Below are 18,613 nucleotides of genomic sequence, written 5' to 3' on the forward strand. Positions count from 1 at the left end.
AGCCCTGCCGGTCGGACACCGTGCAGGGAAGACACACGACGCAGCCGGCCCTGTTTCGTCCCCCGACAGCCACCACCGTGCGGGGGGTCCTCAGGCCAACTCAAGACACGCAGGAGCAAGTGGTGATCGAAGAGACCCTCCTCGAGGCCGAGGAGAAGATGGAAAAGGCCGTCGTGGTCGCCAAGGAGGACTTCGCCGCGATCCGCACCGGCCGTGCGCACCCGGCGATGTTCAACAAGATCGTGGCGGACTACTACGGCGCCCTCACGCCGATCAATCAGCTCGCGTCGTTCTCCGTGCCGGAGCCGCGCATGGCTGTCGTGACGCCGTTCGATTCGAGCGCGCTGCGCAACATCGAGCAGGCCATCCGCGACTCGGACCTCGGCGTCAACCCGAGCAACGACGGCCGCATCATCCGTGTGTCGTTCCCCGAGCTCACGGAGGAGCGCCGCCGCGAGTTCATCAAGGTCGCCAAGGGTAAGGCCGAGGACTCGAAGATCTCGATCCGCGCCGTCCGCCGCAAGGCCAAGGAGACCATCGACAAGCTGGTCAAGGACGGCGAGGTCGGTGAGGACGAGGGACGCCGCGGCGAGAAGGAACTCGACGACACCACTGCCAAGTACGTGGCTCAGGTGGACGAGCTGCTCAAGCACAAGGAAGCCGAGCTGCTCGAAGTCTGATGAACGACTCCTCCTGGGGCGCACCGTCGCATGCCGGGTACGCGGGTCCGTGGCCGACGCCAGGCCAGGGACCCGTCCAGGGGGCCGCTACGGCGGGTCCCGCGTACGATGCCCATGAAGCCCAGCAGACTCGGCCCATGCCCATCGTGCCCGAAATGCCGGACCTGCCTGCCGACGGTGGGAAGCGGGACGGCCGACCCGACGGCGCCCGGCCGGGCGCACCGCTGTTCCGTGACGAGACGCCGCAGGAGCCCATGCCCGCCGCCACGCCGCCCCCCGCACCGCAGAAGAAGAGCGCGGGGCGGGACCTCGGCGCAGCGATAGGGGTCGGCGTCGGCCTTGGAGCGGTGATCGTCGCGTCGCTGTTCATCGTGAAAGCGGTGTTCATCGGGGTCATAGCGGTCGCCGTCGTCGTCGGCCTGTGGGAGCTCACCACGCGCCTGGCGGAGCGTAAGGACATCCACGCGCCGCTGGTGCCGCTCGCCGTGGGCGGGGCGGGCATGGTCGTCGCCGGCTATGTGTGGGGCCCCGAGGGTGCCTGGGTCGCCATGGCTCTCACGGCGCTCGCCGTGCTCCTCTGGCGGATGACGGCGCCTCCTGAGGGATATCTGAAGGACGTCACGGCGGGCGTCTTCGCGACGTTCTACGTACCGTTCCTCGCGACGTTCGTGGCGCTCATGCTGACGGCCGACGACGGTGCGCAGCGCGTGATCACCTTCCTCATCCTGACCGTGGTCGCCGATACCGGCGCCTACGCCGTCGGCTGGCGATTCGGCACTCACAAGCTGGCCCCCCGCATCAGCCCCGGGAAGACCCGGGAAGGGCTGTTCGGGGCGGTCGGGGCTGCCATGGTCGCCGGTGCCCTGTGCATGCAGTTCCTGGTCGATGGCGGAGCCTGGTGGCAGGGGCTGCTGCTGGGGCTGGCAGTCGCGGTCAGTGCCACGCTCGGTGACCTCGGGGAATCGATGATCAAGCGGGACCTCGGCATCAAGGACATGGGCACGCTGCTGCCGGGGCACGGCGGGATCATGGACCGCCTGGACTCACTGCTGCCGACGGCGCCTGTGGTGTGGGCGCTGCTGGTGCTGTTCGTGGGAGCCGGCTGACCGGCCGATGATGTGGATGGGGACGGGGCGGCGCCTCTGGGTGCCGCCCCGTCCGGCGTTTTGCGGTGCTGCTGTGCCGGGTGGGGCAGGGCTTGAAGTCGCTGCTACGGATTCCGGGGGGGCGTACGTGAAGCGCGTGAAGCGGCGCGTGCGCGACGTGCGCGACGTGCGTGATGCCGCGGAGGTTGGGCCTCGCGACGGTGGGGGCGCCGCACGGCGCTCGGCTCGCCTGGGACAACGGTGCGGGCGCCCCGTCCCTGGCCCCGTCGCAGGGCGTTTCCGCAGGTCGCGCGCCCCGTGCGGGGCGCGCCCCGGAGGCGGGAAGGCGGCGGGAAAGGACCGCCCGGCAGTCCGGTTACCCTGGAAGAGCCCGCGCCGTCCAGTAGCGGGCCTTTTCCTGCCCCGCACCGTCGGACGATGCCGCGCCGCGTCTCCGCGGGTGCCCCGGCCTTCGCCGTCCTGAGGAGTCTTCCGCCCATGGCACCGCCCGCACCCGGAGTGCTCACCTTTGTCGCGCCCCGCGGAGCCAAGAAGCCGCCGCGGCACCTCGCCGACCTCACCCCCGCCGAGCGCAAGGAAGCCGTGGCCGCGATCGGTGAGAAGCCGTTCCGCGCCAAGCAGCTTTCGCAGCACTACTTCGCGCGCTACGCGCACGACCCGGCGGAGTGGACCGACATCCCCGCCGGCTCCCGCGAGAAGCTGCGCAGCGAGCTCCTGCCGGACCTCATGTCGGTGGTCCGGCACATCTCGTGCGACAACGACACCACCCGTAAAACCCTGTGGCGGCTCCATGACGGAACCCTCGTCGAGTCGGTACTCATGCGCTACCCGGACCGGGTGACCATGTGCATCTCGTCCCAGGCCGGCTGCGGCATGAACTGTCCGTTCTGCGCCACGGGGCAGGCGGGGCTGGACCGCAACCTCTCCACGGCCGAGATCGTGCATCAGATCGTCGACGGGATGAGGGCACTGCGGGACGGCGAGGTGCCCGGCGGCCCTGCCCGCCTGTCCAACATCGTCTTCATGGGCATGGGCGAGCCCCTCGCCAACTACAACCGGGTCACCGGCGCGATCAGGCGCCTCACCGACCCCGAGCCGGACGGTCTCGGGCTGTCGCAGCGCGGTATCACGGTCTCCACCGTCGGCTTGGTCCCGGCCATCCACCGTTTCGCGGACGAAGGATTCAAGTGCCGCTTGGCCGTCTCCTTGCACGCGCCCGACGACGAACTGCGTGACACGCTCGTTCCCGTCAACACCCGCTGGAAGGTCCGCGAGGTCCTCGACTCCGCCTGGGAGTACGCGGAGAAGTCGGGACGGCGGGTCTCTATCGAGTACGCCCTGATCCGCGACATCAACGATCAGGCGTGGCGTGGTGACCTGCTCGGGCGGTTGCTGAAGAACAAGCGCGTGCACGTCAACCTGATCCCGCTCAACCCCACGCCGGGCTCCAAGTGGACCGCCTCGCGGCCCGAGGACGAGAAGGCGTTCGTCGAGGCCATCGCCTCCCACGGAGTGCCGGTGACGGTTCGCGACACCCGGGGCCAGGAGATCGACGGGGCCTGTGGGCAGCTCGCCGCGACGGAGCGCTGAGCGTCCCGTCCGCGTCGTCTTCGTTCTGTACGGGGCGGAGGCGCCGTTCGGTCACGGGGCCCTCGCGCGAGTATCCTGACCTCGAACACATGCATATTCCGACAGGGGAGCGCCACAGCGCTGAGAGTGCGGCACCACGTGATGCACGTAAAGGCCGCAGACCCTCTGAACCTCGCCCGGGTCATTCCGGGTAGGAAGTTCGGACCACTCAAGCTGTTGCGCCTTGCCCTGGCGCCGGTTCGCCGGCACCAGGGCAAGGCCGCGTCTCTTCCTGGCCTATCCAGGAGGAAAATCAGTGCCCACCACACGAAACGTCGCCAGGACCGCGTTGGCGTCGTGTTTCGGCCTGGTCGCCGTGGCGGCCTGCGGTTCCGGCGGCGCCGACGAGGCACAGTCGAAGCAGGTCACCCTGATCACGCACGATTCGTTCAACGTGTCCAAGGACGTCCTGGCCGACTTCAAGAAGCAGACCGGCTACACCGTCAAGGTGCTGAAGAGCGGGGATGCCGGCCAGGCGGTCAACCAGGCCGTTCTCTCCAAGGACAACCCGCAGGGGGACGTCCTTTTCGGCGTCGACAACACGCTGCTCTCCCGCACGATCGACAACGGCGTCTTCGCCCCGTACCAGGCGAAGGGGCTGGACCGCGTCTCGAAGGAGTACCAGCTCGACGCGGAACACCGGGTGACACCGATCGACACCGGCGACATCTGCGTCAACTACGACAAGAACTACTTCGCCGACAAGAAACTCGATCCGCCACGCACCTTCGAGGACCTCGCCGACCCCAAGTACAAGAACCTCCTGGTCACCGAGAATGTCGCGACGTCCTCGCCGGGGCTCGGCTTCCTGCTCGGAACCGCGGCCGAGTTCGGCGACGAAGGCTGGCAGGGGTACTGGAAGAAGCTCAAGGACAATGGCGTGAAGGTCGTCGAGGGCTGGGAGCAGGCGTACAACGAGGAGTTCTCGGGCTCCGCGGGAGGCAAGAAGGCCGGAGGCGACCGGCCGCTCGTCGTCTCGTACGCGTCCAGCCCGCCGGTCGAGGTGCTGTACGCCGACCCTCAGCCCGACGAGGCGCCCACGGGGGTGCTGACCGACACCTGCTTCCGGCAGATCGAGTTCGCGGGGCTCCTCGACGGGGCGAAGAACCCTGAGGGCGGGAAGAAGCTGCTGGACTTCCTGATCGGCAGGACGTTCCAGGAGGACCTGCCGCTGCAGATGTTCGTCCGGCCTGTGGCGGACGACGCGAAGCTGCCCGAGCTGTTCACCGAGTTCGGCGCGGAGGCGGACCGTGCGCGGTCGCTGGACCCGAAGAAGATCGCCGACAACCGTGAGGCGTGGGTCAAGTCGTGGACCTCGCTTGTGGTGAAGTGACGGAGCGGCACGCCGCGCCGGGCGCCGCGCGCGGCCCCCAGAGCGGCCCCGTCCGCGGCGTGACCGCGGTGGACGGGGCAGGCAAGGCCCGTCGTCCGGGGGGCGGCACGGCGCAGACCCCGCGCGGTCCGCGACGGGGCGGGCCGCGCCTGCGTCGTCGCGCCGTCGCCGCAGGTGGCGCGCGCCGTGGCCGCTGGACGCGAGCCGCCCTGATGGCCGTCCCCGTGATCTTCTTCGGGCTCTTCTTCGCGTACCCCGTCGCCGCCATCGTCGGCCGGGGTCTGCGGCAGGACGGGACCTGGCAGTTCGCCGCGCTGGGCGACGTACTGGGCGACCCGGACATCGGTCAGGTGCTCTGGTTCACCCTCTGGCAGGCCCTCGCGTCGACAGCACTGACCCTGGCCGTCGCCATGCCGGCCGCGTACGTGTTCGCCCGGTTGGAGTTCCCCGGCAAGGGGCTGCTGCGCGCCGTGGTCACGGTGCCCTTCGTCCTGCCCACGGTGGTGGTCGGGACCGCGTTCCTGGCACTCCTCGGACGCGGCGGCCTGCTGGACGACCTGTGGGGCCTGCGCCTGGACACCACAGTCTGGGCCATCCTCCTGGCCCACGTCTTCTTCAACTACGCCGTCGTGGTGCGTACCGTCGGAGGGCTCTGGGCACAGCTCGACCCGCGGCAGGAGGAAGCCGCGAGGACGCTCGGCGCGTCGCGCTTGCGGGCCTGGCGCACCGTCACGCTGCCCGCCCTCGGGCCCGCCGTCGCGGCCGCCGCCCTGATGGTCTTCCTGTTCACGTTCACCTCGTTCGGTGTCGTGCAGATCCTGGGCGGGCCCGGCTTCGCGACGTTGGAGGTGGAGATCTACCGGCAGACCGCGCAGCTCCTCGACCTCCCCACCGCCGCCGTCCTCACGCTGGTGCAGTTCGCTGCCGTCGGGGCGATCCTCGCCGTGCACGCCTGGACCGTGCGGCGCCGCGAGACCGCGCTGAGCCTGGTCGACGCGGCACAAGCCGTCCGGCGCGTCCACGGGGCGGGGCACCGCCTCCTGCTGGGCTTCGTGCTCGGCACCGTCGCCGTACTGATCCTGCTGCCCCTCGGGGTCCTGGTGGAGCGGGCTCTCGACGCCCCGGGCGGATACGGGCTGAGCTACTTCCGCGCCCTCACGTCGGCTGACGGCGGGGCGTTCCTCGTGCCGCCGGTCGACGCCATCGGCAACTCCCTGCGGTACGCCGCCGTGGCGACCCTCATCGCGCTGGTCGTCGGGGGCCTCGCCGCCGCGGCGTTGACGCGGCGTGCGGGGCGGTTCACCAGGGGATTCGACGCTCTGCTGATGCTCCCGCTGGGGGTGTCCGCGGTGACGGTGGGGTTCGGTTTCCTCATCGCCCTCGACGAGCCCCCGCTGAACCTTCGCGCCAGTTGGATCCTGGTCCCGCTCGCCCAGGCGCTCGTCGGAGTACCGTTCGTGGTGCGCACCATGCTGCCCGTGCTGCGCGCCGTGGACAGCCGCCTGCGCGACGCGGCCGCCGTCCTGGGCGCTTCACCGTGGCGGGCCTGGCGAGAGGTTGACCTGCCACTGGTACGCCGGGCGCTGTTGGTCGCCGCCGGGTTCGCCTTCGCCGTGTCGCTCGGCGAGTTCGGCGCGACCGTCTTCATCGCGCGCCCCGACAACCCGACGCTACCGGTGGCCGTGGCCAGGCTGCTGGGCCGCGCCGGCGACCTCAACTACGGACAGGCCATGGCTCTGTCCACGATCCTCATGATCGTCTGCGTCGTCTCGCTGCTGCTCCTGGAGCGGGTCCGCCCGCCGTCCCGCGGGACGGGCAGCGCCGGGGCGCCACTCGACCGAACCGGAGCGTTCTGATGGCCGATGAACCACGGCGCGCGGACGGGCACCGTACCCGCACCGAGGCGCCTGCCGCGCAGACGGAGCGGGACGCCGCGCGCCCCGTGGCGCCGCTGCTGGAGCTGGACGGGGCGTCGGTGCGCTTCGACGGGGCGCCGCACGCCGCGCTCGGCGCGGTCGACCTCCAGGTGGATGCGGGCGAGATCGTCTGCGTGCTGGGGCCGAGTGGAAGCGGTAAGTCCACACTGCTGCGCACGGTGGCGGGGCTCCAGGAGCTCGATGCGGGGCGGGTGCTGCTGGAGGGGAGGGACCAGGCAGGCGTTCCGGCGCACCGGCGCGCCGTGGGGCTCATGTTCCAGGACCATCAGCTCTTCCCGCAGCGCGACGTCGGCGGCAACATCGCCTTCGGGCCCCGAATGCACGGGGCGACGCGCCAGGAGCAGAGCGACCGGGTGGCGGACCTGCTGCGGCTGGTGGGTCTGCCCGGAGCCTCGGGCCGCGCCGTCAGCACGTTGTCCGGCGGCGAGCAGCAGCGGGTGGCCCTGGCCCGCGCGCTGGCGCCCCGTCCGCGCCTGCTGATGCTCGACGAGCCGCTCGGTCAGCTCGACCGCAGCCTTCGGGAGCGCCTCGTGGTGGAACTGCGCGAGCTCTTCGCCACCCTCGGGACGACCGTGCTGGCGGTGACGCACGACCAGGGGGAGGCGTTCGCCCTGGCCGACCGGGTGGTGGTGATGCGCGAGGGGCGCATCGCCCAGTCGGGCACGCCGCTGGAGGTGTGGCAGCGGCCGGTCGACGCGTTCGTGGCCCGGTTCCTCGGTTTCGACAACCTCGTCGAGGCCACCGTGGCCGACGGCGCGGCAGACACGCCCTGGGGCGAACTGGCCGTACCGCCCGGGGCGCCGCGGGGGAAGCGGGAGGTACTGATCAGGCCCACCGGTGTCCGCCTCGTGGAGGTGGGGCGCGGTCTTGCCTGCACCGTGGCTGCCCGGACCTTCCGGGGCACGCACGTCTCGCTCCGCCTGGAGCCCGCGACAGGGCCGGAGCTGGAAGCCGCGTGCACCTTGCGGGAGGCGCCGGAACCCGGGGCGGAGGTCGGAGTCGTCTTCGACCAGGACGACGTGGTCGTCCTGGGATAAGAGCAGGCCGGCGCCTTCGCCGGGAGGGTGGTGGCCCGCCGCTATGCGATGGCGCGCGCCCGTACGGTGCCGTACGGGGCGGCGTGATAATGCCGTGCCGGTCAGCGGGGCCGCGGCTACGCTCCGGCCATGACAAGCACGGATCTTTCTACGACCGGTACTGCGACGAAGTGAACGTGCAGACGGCACTGCTGCGGCAGGCCATGGCGGGAGCTGATCTCCGGGCACGCGTGCCCACGTGCCCGGAGTGGACGCTGCGCGAACTCGCGGTGCACGTGGGCGGTGCGACGCAGTGGGTGGACGAGATCGCACGCGGCCGAGCGGCGGCCGAGGTGCCGGAGGAGGCGGTCCCCGCGTTCACGGGGCCGCCCGCCGCGGACGGGCCCGGGGCCTTGGATGCGTGGTTGGCTGAGGGAGCCGAGGCGGCCGCGGAGGCACTGAGGGAAGCGGGGCCCGGGCGGAAGAGTGGACCTGGTCCTGGGATCAGAGCTCCAGCTTCTGGGCGCGGCGGCTCACCCACGAACTCCTCGTCCACCGCGCCGACGCCTGCCTCGCGGCCGGCGCGCCCTTCACGGCCGACGCCGAGCTGGCCTCGGATGCCGTGGACGAGTGGCTGGAGATCGTCGCGTACGTGCAGCGGAGTGTCCCGGGCGATCCCGCCGCCCAGCTACGGGGCGACGGGCGCACTCTGCATCTCCACGCGACGGACGGGGCGGGCGGCGTACGGGGGGAGTGGCGCGTCGAGCTCACCGACGAAGGGTTCACGGTGAGCCCGGATCACATGGAGGAGGCCACGGTGGAGCTGCGCGGGCCGATGACGGAGCTGACGCTCGGCTTCTATCGCCGCATGCCCGTGACCGGTGGACGCCTGGAGGTGCGGGGCGATCGTTCGCTCCTGGACTTCTGCTGGAGCGGGCGACTTTCGAGTGAGGCGAGGGGCGACGTCGCGCCGTGGCTGCTGGGTCGCGGGGCGCGTGGGACGAGCCGTCCTTGCTCGCCCCGTCGCTCCGATGGCGCGGATGGCGATGCCCCGTCACCCGCGCCGTCCATGGCTTGACGGGCGGCCCGTGCGCCTCACTCTGACGCTCGCTCAGCCTTCGACGACCGACGGGTCCATCCAGACGACCTCGAAGTGGTGGCCGTCCGGGTCGAAGAAGGCGCGGCCGTACATGAAGTCGCCCTCCTCCTGGGCCTCACCGGCGGGGGAGCCGCCGGCGGCGATGGCCTTGTCGACGAGCTCGTCGACCTTCTCCCGGCTCTCGGCGCTCAGCGCCAGCAGCGCCTCGACCGTCTGGGAGGAGTCCGCGATCTGCTTCTTGGTGAACTGGCCGAACCGTTCCTTCGTCATGATCATCAGCACGATGGTGTCGCTGATCACGACGGACGAGGTGGTGTCGTCGGAGAACTGCTCGTTGAGGGAGTACCCCAGCTCGGTGAAGAACTTCTTCGACGCTTCCAGGTCGTGCACCGCGAGGTTGACGAAGATCATCTGCTGGTACATGGCTGTCCCCACTGATAGGCGGAGGACGGGGTGGCCGTCCCTCCTGCGGCGCAGGTGACCCGGAGGTTCCTGCGTTTCATGGTGGTAGACCAGGCTCGGCCGCGGAACTCATCGATGAGGCGGTACGGACGTGCCGATTTCTTCGCCACAGGGCTGGGCGTGGGATGTCGGCGGGCGGCGGGACCATGCAGCGGCCCAGCACGACTCACCCGCGGAGCGGAGCCGCCGCCAGGGTGGCCGCCGCCCAGGTGAGCGGGACGAACACGACCACCAGCGTCAGGGCCCGGAGCGCCGCCGCGTTGCGCAGCGCGGAGGCACGGGCGCCCAGCCGCAGCAGCGCGGCATTGGCCGACGCGCGCGACCTCCTGGCCTCGACGCCGGCGCTGAGCAGGGTCGCGAGTGCGCAGCCGGCCACCAGCACGCCACCGAGCGCGGTCAATGGCCCGGCGGCGGAGGCACCGGTGCCCGCCCCGTGGAGTGCGGTGGAGGCGAGCGCGCCCGACGCCACGGCACAGACCACGCCGAGGGGACGGCCGATCCGGGTGGCCTCCTCCTGGAGGCCGCGCCCGGCGAGCAACCGCACCGCGCCTGGCTTCGCCGATTGCAGCAGCCGTCCGCAGAGATGGGTGAGGCCCGGTCCGGCGAGCGCCAGCCCCAGCGCGGTGAGGGCCCAGCCGAGTACGCCGCCGAACGCGCTCGACTCCGCGCCGCCCGGCAGCGGAACGTCTGTCCCGTCACCGCGCGACGTACCTCCCGTTGCCCAGGTCTCCACCGCCAGCCCCGTGGCGAGCAGGGCGACGCCCCAGGGGAGCCCCGTCGGCACGGGCAACGGGGCGGCCGGCTCCGTCCGCGGGGTGGACGGAGCGGACTCCCCCTCGCGGGGACGCAGCGCCAGGGCGCTGGCCGTCGACGCCACGACCGGCACGACCGCCAGCAGGGTCAGCGCGGCGGCCAGAGGCAGCGGCTGGTCCGCGGCCAACATGTCGGCGGCCGCCCCGTCGAACGGCAGCCCCGTCAGATCGCCCCGCAGATGGAGGAAGAACAGCAACGCGACCACGGAGCCGAGGAGGCTGGACAGCGCCGTGGACACCGCGGCGAGCCCGGCCAGCGCCGCGGGCCCCAGTCCGAGGGAGGAGAGGCCGTCGCGGGGGCGCGTGGCCGGGTCGTTGCGGGCCATGGCGACGGCGAAGTACACCGTTGCGGTGAGCGGTACGAGGCACCAGGCGAGCCGGAGCAGGGCGCCGCCCGCCCCGGGGTGCGCCAGAGCGTGGCTCAGGGCGCTCAGCATGAGGAAACCCGTGCCCGCCGACGCCGCGGAGACGAGGAGTCGGCCGCAGAGGACGAACGGGTGGGCGCCGCGGGTCAGACGGAGAGCGAGCACGCTGCCCGGCCTTCCTGCTCGGGGGCGTCGGGAGCGCCGTCGGTCCGGCCGTCGCTCAGCCGCACTTCGCGGTCGGCGACGGACGCGGTGTCCGGGTCGGCGGTCGCGATGACGACCGTGATGTCGTGGGAACGCGCCGCCGAGACCAAGGCGCGCAGCGCGTGGTCCCTTGTGGGACGGCGCAGTGCGATGGTGGGCTCGTCGGCGAGGATGGCGTCGGGATCCATGGCGATGGCCCGCGCGATGCAGACGTGCTGGCGCTGTGCGTAGGCCAGGGCGTGGGGGCGCTTGCGCGCCACCGCTCCGAGATCGAACTGGTCGAGCCACTCCATCGCGGCGTTCTTCGCGGCGCGCCGCGGCGTACCGCGCAGGAGTAGGGGGAGCGCGGTGTTCTCCCAGGCGCTGAGTTCCGGGACGAGATGAGGCTCCGAGTCGATCCACCCCAGGTGTTCGCGCCGGAAACGCTCCCGCTGCGACGGCGTGAGGCTGTGGACCGGCATGTCGTCGAACCACACCTCGCCCTCGTCGGGGGTGATCTGGCCGGAGAGGCACCGCAGCAAGGTGGTCTTCCCGCACGCCCGGGGCCCCGTGACCGCGAGGATCTCGCCCGCGCGCACCCCGAGCGTGATGCCTGCGAGGGCGGGAGTGCCGTGATGCGCGTGGTGTAGGCCGACGGCTCGCAGTAGGTCGTCGTCGGGTGGGGCCGCCATGGTGACACCTCGGTTCCGTGAGCACGGTGCGGCCGACGCGGCTCCGCGGGCCCACGGGGCGGGGCAGATGCGGTGCACGGGGCGGTCGCCCTACGGAAGGGAACCTAGGGACGCCGCGCGCGGAGCATCGCACGCACACGGCCCGATGCCGCACGTTCCCACTCGAACGGGTGGCGTCGGGCCGCCGGGGGAGAGGGAGGCGGGAGTACGCCGTACGCGGCTACGGGGCGCGCTGTAGCAGGGGCGCGCAGCGGGGCGGGCGTCGTGCCTGCGACGGGACGGGGCGGTACGGGGTGGCGCCGCCCAGTGCCCCGTACGAGACGGGCCGACCTGCACTGTGCGTAAGGGGTGACGTCCGGCGAGGGGCCTCGCGTCCAGGGGCTCCCGCACCAGAGGAGGCCCCCGCAGGGGGGCGGTAAGGAATGACGGCGCGCAGCGCCCCGTATCGGATGAGCCGCTTGGTCCGTCTGGCGCGGCGCCCGCCCAGCTGAGCCGCAACCCTCGAAGCATAGTAAGGAGTGACGTCGCGCAGCACCCCATACCTAACGTCGCCCCGCCCGGACGCCCCACTTAACGGGGCGCGCCCCGCACGGAGCCCGCCCCGCACGGGGCGCACCCCGCAACACCTCAGAGCTTTGTCCAAGCCTCCGTAAGTACCCCTCGGAGGATCCCCTCGATCTCGTCGAACGTCGACTGGTCGGAGATCAGCGGCGGGGCCAGCTGGATGACCGGGTCGCCGCGGTCGTCGGCGCGGCAGTACAGGCCGTTGTCGAAGAGCGCCTTGGAGAGGAAGCCGTACAGGACGCGCTCCGTCTCCTCGTCGGTGAACGTCTCCTTGGTGGCCTTGTCCTTGACGAGCTCGATGCCGTAGAAGAAGCCGTTGCCGCGGACGTCGCCGACGATGGGCAGGTCGTGCAGCTTCTGGAGAGTCGAGAGGAAGTTGTTCTCGTTGTCGAGGACGTGCTGGTTGAGGCCCTCGCGGTCGAAGATGTCGAGGTTGGCCAGGGCGACCGCGGAGGAGACCGGGTGGCCGCCGAAGGTGTACCCGTGCAGGAAGGTGTTGTCGCCCTGGTAGAAGGGCTCCGCCAGGCGGTCGGAGATGATGCAGGCGCCGATGGGTGAGTAGCCCGAGGTCATGCCCTTGGCACAGGTGATCATGTCCGGGACGTAGCCGAACTTGTCGCAGGCGAAGGTGGTCCCGAGCCGTCCGAACGCGCAGATGACCTCGTCGGAGACGAGCAGCACGTCGTACTGGTCGCAGATCTCGCGGACCCGCTGGAAGTAGCCGGGCGGCGGCGGGAAGCAGCCTCCGGCGTTCTGCACCGGCTCCAGGAAGACGGCGGCGACGGTCTCCGGGCCCTCGAAAAGGATCTGCTGCTCGATCTGGTCGGCGGCCCAGCGACCGAAGGCCTCGGGGTCGTCACCGAAGAGCGGCGCGCGGTAGATGTTGGTGTTGGGCACCTTGTGCGCGCCCGGCACCAGCGGCTCGAACGGGGCCTTCAGCGCGGGCAGTCCGGTGATGGACAGCGCGCCCTGCGGCGTGCCGTGGTAGGCGACGGCACGCGAGATGACCTTGTGCTTGGTCGGCTTGCCGGTCAGCTTGAAGTACTGCTTCGCCAGCTTCCACGCCGTCTCGACGGCCTCGCCGCCGCCGGTGGTGAAGAAGACCTTGTTCAGGTCGCCCGGCGCCTCGTGGGCCAGCCGCTCGGCGAGCTCGACCGCCTTGGGGTGCGCGTACGACCAGATGGGGAAGAACGCCAGCTCCTGCGCCTGCTTCGAGGCGGCCTCGGCCAGTTCGGTGCGGCCGTGTCCGGCCTGTACGACGAAGAGCCCCGCCAGTCCGTCCAGGTAGCGCCGCCCCTGGTCGTCGTAGATGTAGGTGCCCTCACCCCGCACGATGGTGGGAACGGGCGCGCTCTCGTACGACGACATGCGCGTGAAGTGCATCCACAGGTGGTCGTACGCGGTTCGGCTGAGGTCCTTGCTCACGGCTATCGGGTTCCCCACATGTAGGTCTGCTTCTTGAGCTTCAGGTAGACGAAGCTCTCGGTGGAGCGCACGCCGGGGAGGGCCCGGATGCGTTTGTTGATCGTCTCCAGGAGGTGGTCGTCGTCCTCGCAGACGATCTCCACCATCAGGTCGAAGGAGCCCGCGGTCATCACCACGTACTCGCACTCGGCCATGGCCGACAGCGCCTCGGCCACCGGGTCGAGGTCGCCCTCGACGTTGATGCCGACCATCGCCTGGCGGCGCAGTCCCACGGTGAGCGGATCGGTCACCGCGACGATCTGCATCACGCCCTGGTCGAGCAGCTTCTGGACGCGCTGCCTCACGGCTGCCTCGGAGAGGCCGACGGCCTTCCCGATCGCGGCGTACGGGCGGCGCCCGTCCTCCTGGAGCTGCTCGATGATTGCCAGGGACACGGCGTCGACGGACGACGAACCGCTCCCGTTCCTGGAGTCTGCGCTTCGACTGGCCACGACCTCACTGTGCACGAGGTCTCGTCGTTTTCGCAAGGCGGTACCGATGTAATTCGTTGTCGCCGCGTCTCTCAGGTACCGATTTCGCAGATACTGAGGGTTGGCTATGTTGAAAACGTCGCCGTACGGATTAGGGTGGGTGTCTCATCCACTGGACATCCGACAGGAGGCCGGCAGTGACCGAGCTGGGACAGCCGCGCACGCTACGCAACTACATTGCCGGGGAGTTCAAGGACGCCGCCGACGGGCGTACGACCGAGATCATCAACCCCGCCACGGGGGAGGTCTACGCGACCGCGCCGCTCTCCGGCCAGGCCGACGTCGACGCCGCGATGGAGGCCGCCGCAGCGGCCTTCCCCGCCTGGCGCGACACCACCCCGGCCGAGCGGCAGAGGGCGCTGCTGAAGATCGCCGACGCCTTCGAGGAGCGGGCCGAGGAACTGATCGCCGCGGAGTCGGAGAACACCGGCAAGCCGCTGGGCCTGACCCGGAGCGAGGAAATCCCTCCGATGGTCGACCAGATCCGGTTCTTCGCGGGCGCCGCGCGGATGCTCGAAGGACGCTCCGCCGGGGAGTACATGGAGGGCCTCACCTCCTTCGTACGCCGCGAGCCGATCGGCGTCTGCGCGCAGGTCGCCCCGTGGAACTACCCGATGATGATGGGTGTCTGGAAGTTCGCCCCGGCGCTGGCCGCGGGCAACACCGTCGTCCTCAAGCCGTCCGACACCACCCCCGCGTCGACCGTGCTGATGGCGGAGATCATCGGCTCGATCGTGCCCAAGGGCGTCTTCAACGTCATCTGCGGCGACCGCGACACCGGCCGCGCGATGGTCGAGCACCCGACGCCCGCGATGGCCTCCATCACGGGCTCCGTACGCGCCGGTATGCAGGTGGCCGAGTCCGCGGCCAAGGACCTCAAGCGGGTTCACCTGGAGCTGGGCGGCAAGGCGCCGGTCCTCGTCTTCCAGGACGCCGACATCGCCCAGGCCGCCTCGGGCATCAGCGAGGCCGGGTTCTTCAACGCGGGCCAGGACTGCACCGCGGCCACCCGCGTCCTGGTCCACGAGTCGGTCCACGACGACTTCGTGGCCGCTCTCGCCAAGGCCGCCGCCGACACCAAGACCGGCCGGCCGGACGACGAGGACGTGCTGTACGGCCCGCTCAACAACGCCGACCAGCTCGCCAAGGTCTCCGGCTTCGTCGACCGCCTCCCGGCCCACGCCAAGGTCGAGGCGGGCGGCCACCGGGTCGGTGACAAGGGCTACTTCTACGCCCCGACCGTGGTCAGCGGCCTCAAGCAGGACGACGAGATCATCCAGAACGAGGTCTTCGGCCCCGTCATCACCGTCCAGTCCTTTCGCGACGAGGACCAGGCCCTCGCCTACGCCAACGGCGTCGAGTACGCCCTGGCCTCGTCCGTCTGGACCAAGGGCCACGGCCGCGCCATGCGCCTCTCGCGCCACCTCGACTTCGGCTGCGTGTGGATCAACACCCACATCCCGCTGGTGGCCGAGATGCCGCACGGCGGATTCAAGAAGTCCGGTTACGGGAAGGACCTGTCGGCGTACGGCTTCGACGACTACACGCGCGTCAAGCACGTGATGACGTCGCTGGAGGGCTGAGCCCCGGCGACGTGGTGAAGCAGTACGGCCGGCGCCGCCCCGTTCGCGGGGCGGCGCCGGTGTGTTCGCGGGGCGGGGCGTGCGCGTTTGCGGGGCGGCTCGGCGGGGCTGGGCGGCGCCGCGTTTGCGCAGGTACGGGGCGGCGTACGGGGCGGGGCGCGCCTGGTGCGACGGTGCGGCGGGGCGGGGTGCGGCGCGCCCACCGTGGCGTCAGCCCAGCGCCGGTATGCCGAACCGCGCCGCGACGGCGCCGCCCGATTCCTTCGCGGTGGTGCCCGTCACCCCGTACACGACGGTGCGGGACAAGTCCCGGGTGGCGGCGATGGCGGAGTTGTAGCCGGGGCATGCCCCGGTCTTGCCCCACCCGACGAGGCCGTCGCCCAGGTCGAACCGCTCCAGGCCGGCGCTCATCGTGGCGCCCTCGATGTCCGGCACGGTGAACATCTCCTTCAGCTGGGGGCGGGGCACCGCCTTGCCCGCGAACACGCCGATCAGGAGGCGTTCGAGGTCGGCGGGTTGAGGCCTCGCCGCGCGCCCCGTGCGGCCCACCGCGGAATGCCCCGTACGGGGCGGGCGACCAGGCAGTCTGCATGCGGCGCGGGGTTTCCCGCGGGCGTCTCGTACGGGGCGGCGTCGCACCTCGGGCGGCCCGTACGGGGCGCGCCAAGGCGCACGGCGCCCGCCCCGTGCCATGAGCAGGACGCACCGCATCGGGCCAGGGCGCTGGACGGAACGTCCATTGCCCTGGCCCGGTTCCCGGCGCCATCCCGCGCTGGTGCGAACGAACCTGAGGAACTCTCCGACCCGTCGTTCCCTGCTCGGCGTCCTCGGCGCCGCTGCCGCCGGTGCGGCACTCACCTCCTGCGGCGTGCCCGGCGCCTACGTGGCCCCGGAAGGGCGGTCACGGCGCGACGAATCCGCCCCCGACGACGCGATGCGCCGCCGGCTCGTGATCGCCCGGGACATCACGTCGGCGGAGCGCAGGGAGTTCGGGAAGCGATGGAACGCCATTGCCGGGCTGTGAGGGTGCGAGGCAACGCGGCGTCGCTGAACGTGCCCGACGGGGCGCGCACGGGGAACGCACGGGGCGGCGCGACGGTAAGGGCAGCGCCGCGCCGTGTCCCCTTACACGTCGATGGCGGGGCGCCGCGACGGACCGAGGAGCCCGCGCAGGACGTCGACGCGGTTGGTGGTGACGGAGTCGGCGCCCAGGTCCAGCAGACGGCGCATGGAGCGCTTGGTGTCGGGGGTCCAGACCGACACCAGCAGGCCGTCGCGGTGCGCGCGGTCCACCAGCTCCCTGCTCACCAGGCCGAACCGGTAGTTCAGCCAGCGGGGCCGTAGGGCGGAGAGCAGAGCGGGGCGCGGCGGCGCCAGCGTGGTCCAGGTCAGCGCGGTCTCCGCGGCCCCGTCCAGCGCCCGTACCTGGAGCATGGTCCGGGCGTCGCCCGTCCAGTACACGCGCTCGGCCGCCCCGCAGTCCCGTACCGTACCGATCACGGCGGCCACGTCCCGGCGCGACGGTGTGCCGGGCAGGTCGATCATGAGCCGGCTGTCCCGCGTCACCCTCAACGCCTCGTCCAGACGCGGAAGCCTGCCGGCCGTCAGGCCGGACACCTCCTCGGCCGACAGCGAGGCGAGGTGCCGCTCGTGCCCCCACAACCGTTCGAGGGTGGCGTCGTGCAGCAGCACCGGTACCCCGTCGCGGGTCACGCGTACGTCGGCTTCGATGGCGTCCGCCCCGTGATCGAGCGCGGAGCTCAACGACGGGAGGGTGTTCTCCCTGACCCGGTACGGGTCTCCCCGATGGGCCACGGCGACGGCGCGGGGCGGCGCGGGCGCCGTCCCCCTGGAGGACTTCGTGCGGTGCGCGGTGGACATGGCCACTATGCTGCCCGACGGGGCGCCGCACCGCCTCAGTGGCTCACCCCTGGGCGAGCCAGCTGTCCGTCCACGCGTCGATCTCCGCCGAGATCCGGTCCTTGCCCGCGCGGTCCAGGAACGACGCCTCGACCGCGTTCTTGGCGAGATCCGCGACGCCGCGTTCGTCGAGGCCGAGCAGACGGGCGGCCACGTCGTACTCGCTGTTGAGGTCCGTACCGAACATCGGCGGGTCGTCGCTGTTGATCGTCACCAGTACGCCCGCGTCCACCAGCTTCTTCAACGGGTGCAGCCCGATCTCGCTCACGGCGCGGGTCGCCACGTTGGAGGTGGGGCAGACCTCCAGCGGGATGCGGTGCTCTGCCAGGTACCGGAGCAGCTCCGGGTCCTGGGCGGAGCTGATGCCGTGGCCGATGCGCTCCGCGCGCAGCGCGTGGACCGCCTCCCAGACGGTTTCGGGGCCCGTCGTCTCACCCGCGTGCGGCACGCTGTGCAGCCCCGCGTCGATCGCCCGGTCGAAGTACGGCTTGAACTGCGTCCGCGGAACGCCGATCTCCGGTCCGCCGAGCCCGAAGGAGACCAGGCCCTCGGGGCGCAGGTCCAGAGCGAGCCGGGTCGTCTCCTCGGCCGCCTCCAGCCCCGCCTCGCCCGGAATGTCGAAGCACCAGCGAAGGACGATGCCCAGCTCCGCCTCGGCCGCCTTCCGGGCGTCCTCTATGGCCTCCATGAAGGCGCGCTCGTCGATGCCCCTGCGGGTCGAGCTGTACGGAGTCACCGTCAGCTCCGCGTAACGGACGTGCTGGCGCGCCATGTCCCGGGCGACCTCGAACGTCAGGAGGCGGATGTCCTCCGGCGTCCGGATCAGATCGACCACCGAGAGGTAGACCTGGATGAAATGGGCGAAGTCCGTGAAGGTGAAGTAGTCCGCCACCGCCTCCGGGTCGCTGGGCACCGCTGAATCCGGGTGCCGGGCCGCCAGCTCGGCGACGATCCGCGGGGAGGCCGAGCCCACGTGGTGCACGTGCAGTTCGGCCTTCGGCAGGCCCGCGATGAAGGCATGCAGACGGGTCACGGTGTCCTCCGGCATCTGGTCCAGGCTCCGCCGTCCGGAGTGTGCCTCCGGGCGGGCCGGAGCCATCCTAGGCGGAGGCCGGGCGGCAGTTGCATGGCCCGTAGCATGGCCGGACACCGGCACGAGGGGGTGGGCGCGATGCCCGAGAACGACCAGCAGGCGGAGCAGCACCGCCAACACACCGACCAGAACCATCCCGCCACGGTGATCGAGGTGAACGTCCCGGACGATGCGGATGCGGGGC

The 18,613-nt window shown here is 71.3% G+C and carries 15 protein-coding genes, 2 pseudogenes and 1 riboswitch; of the genes and pseudogenes, 9 read left to right on the top strand and 8 right to left on the bottom strand.

The window, feature by feature from the left end:
* The first annotated feature begins 122 nt into the window (after positions 1 to 122).
* The 7 genes and pseudogenes from frr to ACFWMZ_RS13080 all read left to right on the top strand — a co-directional run bounded on the left by frr (position 123) and on the right by ACFWMZ_RS13080 (position 8,652).
* On the top strand, positions 123 to 680 hold the full coding sequence (gene frr / locus ACFWMZ_RS13050) for a ribosome recycling factor (RefSeq protein WP_003951140.1): 558 nt from the start codon (positions 123 to 125) through the stop codon (positions 678 to 680).
* Positions 680 to 1,786, top strand: a complete 1,107-nt coding sequence (locus tag ACFWMZ_RS13055; protein WP_383180811.1) for a phosphatidate cytidylyltransferase — start codon at positions 680 to 682, stop codon at positions 1,784 to 1,786. The genes frr and ACFWMZ_RS13055 overlap by 1 nt, the downstream gene beginning before the upstream one ends.
* A 477-nt stretch (positions 1,787 to 2,263) precedes the next feature.
* Positions 2,264 to 3,376, top strand: coding sequence for a 23S rRNA (adenine(2503)-C(2))-methyltransferase RlmN (gene rlmN, locus ACFWMZ_RS13060; protein WP_383180808.1), 1,113 nt, complete (start codon positions 2,264 to 2,266; stop codon positions 3,374 to 3,376).
* A 93-nt stretch (positions 3,377 to 3,469) separates the two neighbouring features.
* A riboswitch (TPP riboswitch) is annotated at positions 3,470 to 3,591 on the top strand.
* An 80-nt stretch (positions 3,592 to 3,671) separates the two neighbouring features.
* Positions 3,672 to 4,748: a thiamine ABC transporter substrate binding subunit gene (locus tag ACFWMZ_RS13065; RefSeq protein WP_383180806.1), complete on the top strand. Its 1,077-nt coding sequence runs from the start codon at positions 3,672 to 3,674 to the stop codon at positions 4,746 to 4,748.
* Positions 4,749 to 4,960: 212 nt separating this feature from the next.
* Positions 4,961 to 6,604, top strand: coding sequence for an ABC transporter permease (locus ACFWMZ_RS13070; RefSeq protein ID WP_383201405.1), 1,644 nt, complete (start codon positions 4,961 to 4,963; stop codon positions 6,602 to 6,604).
* Entirely contained in the window at positions 6,604 to 7,722 is a 1,119-nt protein-coding gene (locus ACFWMZ_RS13075) for an ABC transporter ATP-binding protein (RefSeq protein WP_383180800.1), read from the top strand. Before ACFWMZ_RS13070 ends, ACFWMZ_RS13075 begins: the two co-directional genes overlap by 1 nt.
* Before the next feature lie 129 nt (positions 7,723 to 7,851).
* Positions 7,852 to 8,652, top strand: a pseudogene (locus ACFWMZ_RS13080) (maleylpyruvate isomerase family mycothiol-dependent enzyme).
* A gap of 160 nt (positions 8,653 to 8,812) precedes the next feature.
* Here ACFWMZ_RS13080 and ACFWMZ_RS13085 read toward each other — a convergent pair.
* From ACFWMZ_RS13085 to ACFWMZ_RS13105, 5 genes are all read right to left on the bottom strand, one after another.
* Positions 8,813 to 9,223 (bottom strand): VOC family protein, encoded by a 411-nt coding sequence (locus ACFWMZ_RS13085; RefSeq protein WP_383180797.1) that lies wholly within the window; start codon positions 9,221 to 9,223, stop codon positions 8,813 to 8,815.
* Positions 9,224 to 9,428: 205 nt separating this feature from the next.
* Complete coding sequence (locus ACFWMZ_RS13090) at positions 9,429 to 10,604, bottom strand: hypothetical protein (protein WP_383201408.1); 1,176 nt, start codon at positions 10,602 to 10,604, stop codon at positions 9,429 to 9,431.
* On the bottom strand, positions 10,586 to 11,314 hold the full coding sequence (locus ACFWMZ_RS13095; protein WP_383201411.1) for an ABC transporter ATP-binding protein: 729 nt from the start codon (positions 11,312 to 11,314) through the stop codon (positions 10,586 to 10,588). The genes ACFWMZ_RS13090 and ACFWMZ_RS13095 overlap by 19 nt, the downstream gene beginning before the upstream one ends.
* 627 nt (positions 11,315 to 11,941) lie before the next feature.
* Positions 11,942 to 13,321, bottom strand: a complete 1,380-nt coding sequence (locus ACFWMZ_RS13100; RefSeq protein WP_383201414.1) for an aspartate aminotransferase family protein — start codon at positions 13,319 to 13,321, stop codon at positions 11,942 to 11,944.
* Positions 13,306 to 13,794: an Lrp/AsnC family transcriptional regulator gene (locus tag ACFWMZ_RS13105; protein ID WP_003951151.1), complete on the bottom strand. Its 489-nt coding sequence runs from the start codon at positions 13,792 to 13,794 to the stop codon at positions 13,306 to 13,308. Before ACFWMZ_RS13105 ends, ACFWMZ_RS13100 begins: the two co-directional genes overlap by 16 nt.
* Positions 13,795 to 13,970: 176 nt before the next feature.
* Here ACFWMZ_RS13105 and ACFWMZ_RS13110 point away from each other — a divergent pair, with 176 nt between their 5' ends.
* Positions 13,971 to 15,416 (top strand): gamma-aminobutyraldehyde dehydrogenase, encoded by a 1,446-nt coding sequence (locus ACFWMZ_RS13110; RefSeq protein WP_383201417.1) that lies wholly within the window; start codon positions 13,971 to 13,973, stop codon positions 15,414 to 15,416.
* Between the two features lie 210 nt (positions 15,417 to 15,626).
* Here ACFWMZ_RS13110 and ACFWMZ_RS13115 read toward each other — a convergent pair.
* Positions 15,627 to 15,932: pseudogene (locus tag ACFWMZ_RS13115) on the bottom strand (peptidase); the annotation flags it as partial.
* Positions 15,933 to 16,191: 259 nt separating this feature from the next.
* Between ACFWMZ_RS13115 and ACFWMZ_RS13120 the strand changes: the two are divergent.
* A complete protein-coding gene (locus ACFWMZ_RS13120; RefSeq protein WP_383201484.1) occupies positions 16,192 to 16,440 on the top strand; it encodes a hypothetical protein in 249 nt (82 codons plus the stop codon).
* A gap of 101 nt (positions 16,441 to 16,541) precedes the next feature.
* Here ACFWMZ_RS13120 and ACFWMZ_RS13125 read toward each other — a convergent pair whose 3' ends face one another.
* Positions 16,542 to 17,297, bottom strand: coding sequence for a glycerophosphodiester phosphodiesterase (locus tag ACFWMZ_RS13125; protein WP_383180782.1), 756 nt, complete (start codon positions 17,295 to 17,297; stop codon positions 16,542 to 16,544).
* 43 nt (positions 17,298 to 17,340) lie between these two features.
* The gene (locus ACFWMZ_RS13130; protein ID WP_383180779.1) at positions 17,341 to 18,384 is read right to left on the bottom strand and encodes an adenosine deaminase; all 1,044 of its coding nucleotides are present in this window, start codon (positions 18,382 to 18,384) and stop codon (positions 17,341 to 17,343) included.
* Positions 18,385 to 18,613 lie beyond the last annotated feature (229 nt).

Origin of the sequence: Streptomyces sp. NPDC058373 (assembly GCF_042723275.1) — a bacterium.
In the GTDB taxonomy this organism is placed as follows: Bacteria; Actinomycetota; Actinomycetes; order Streptomycetales; family Streptomycetaceae; genus Streptomyces.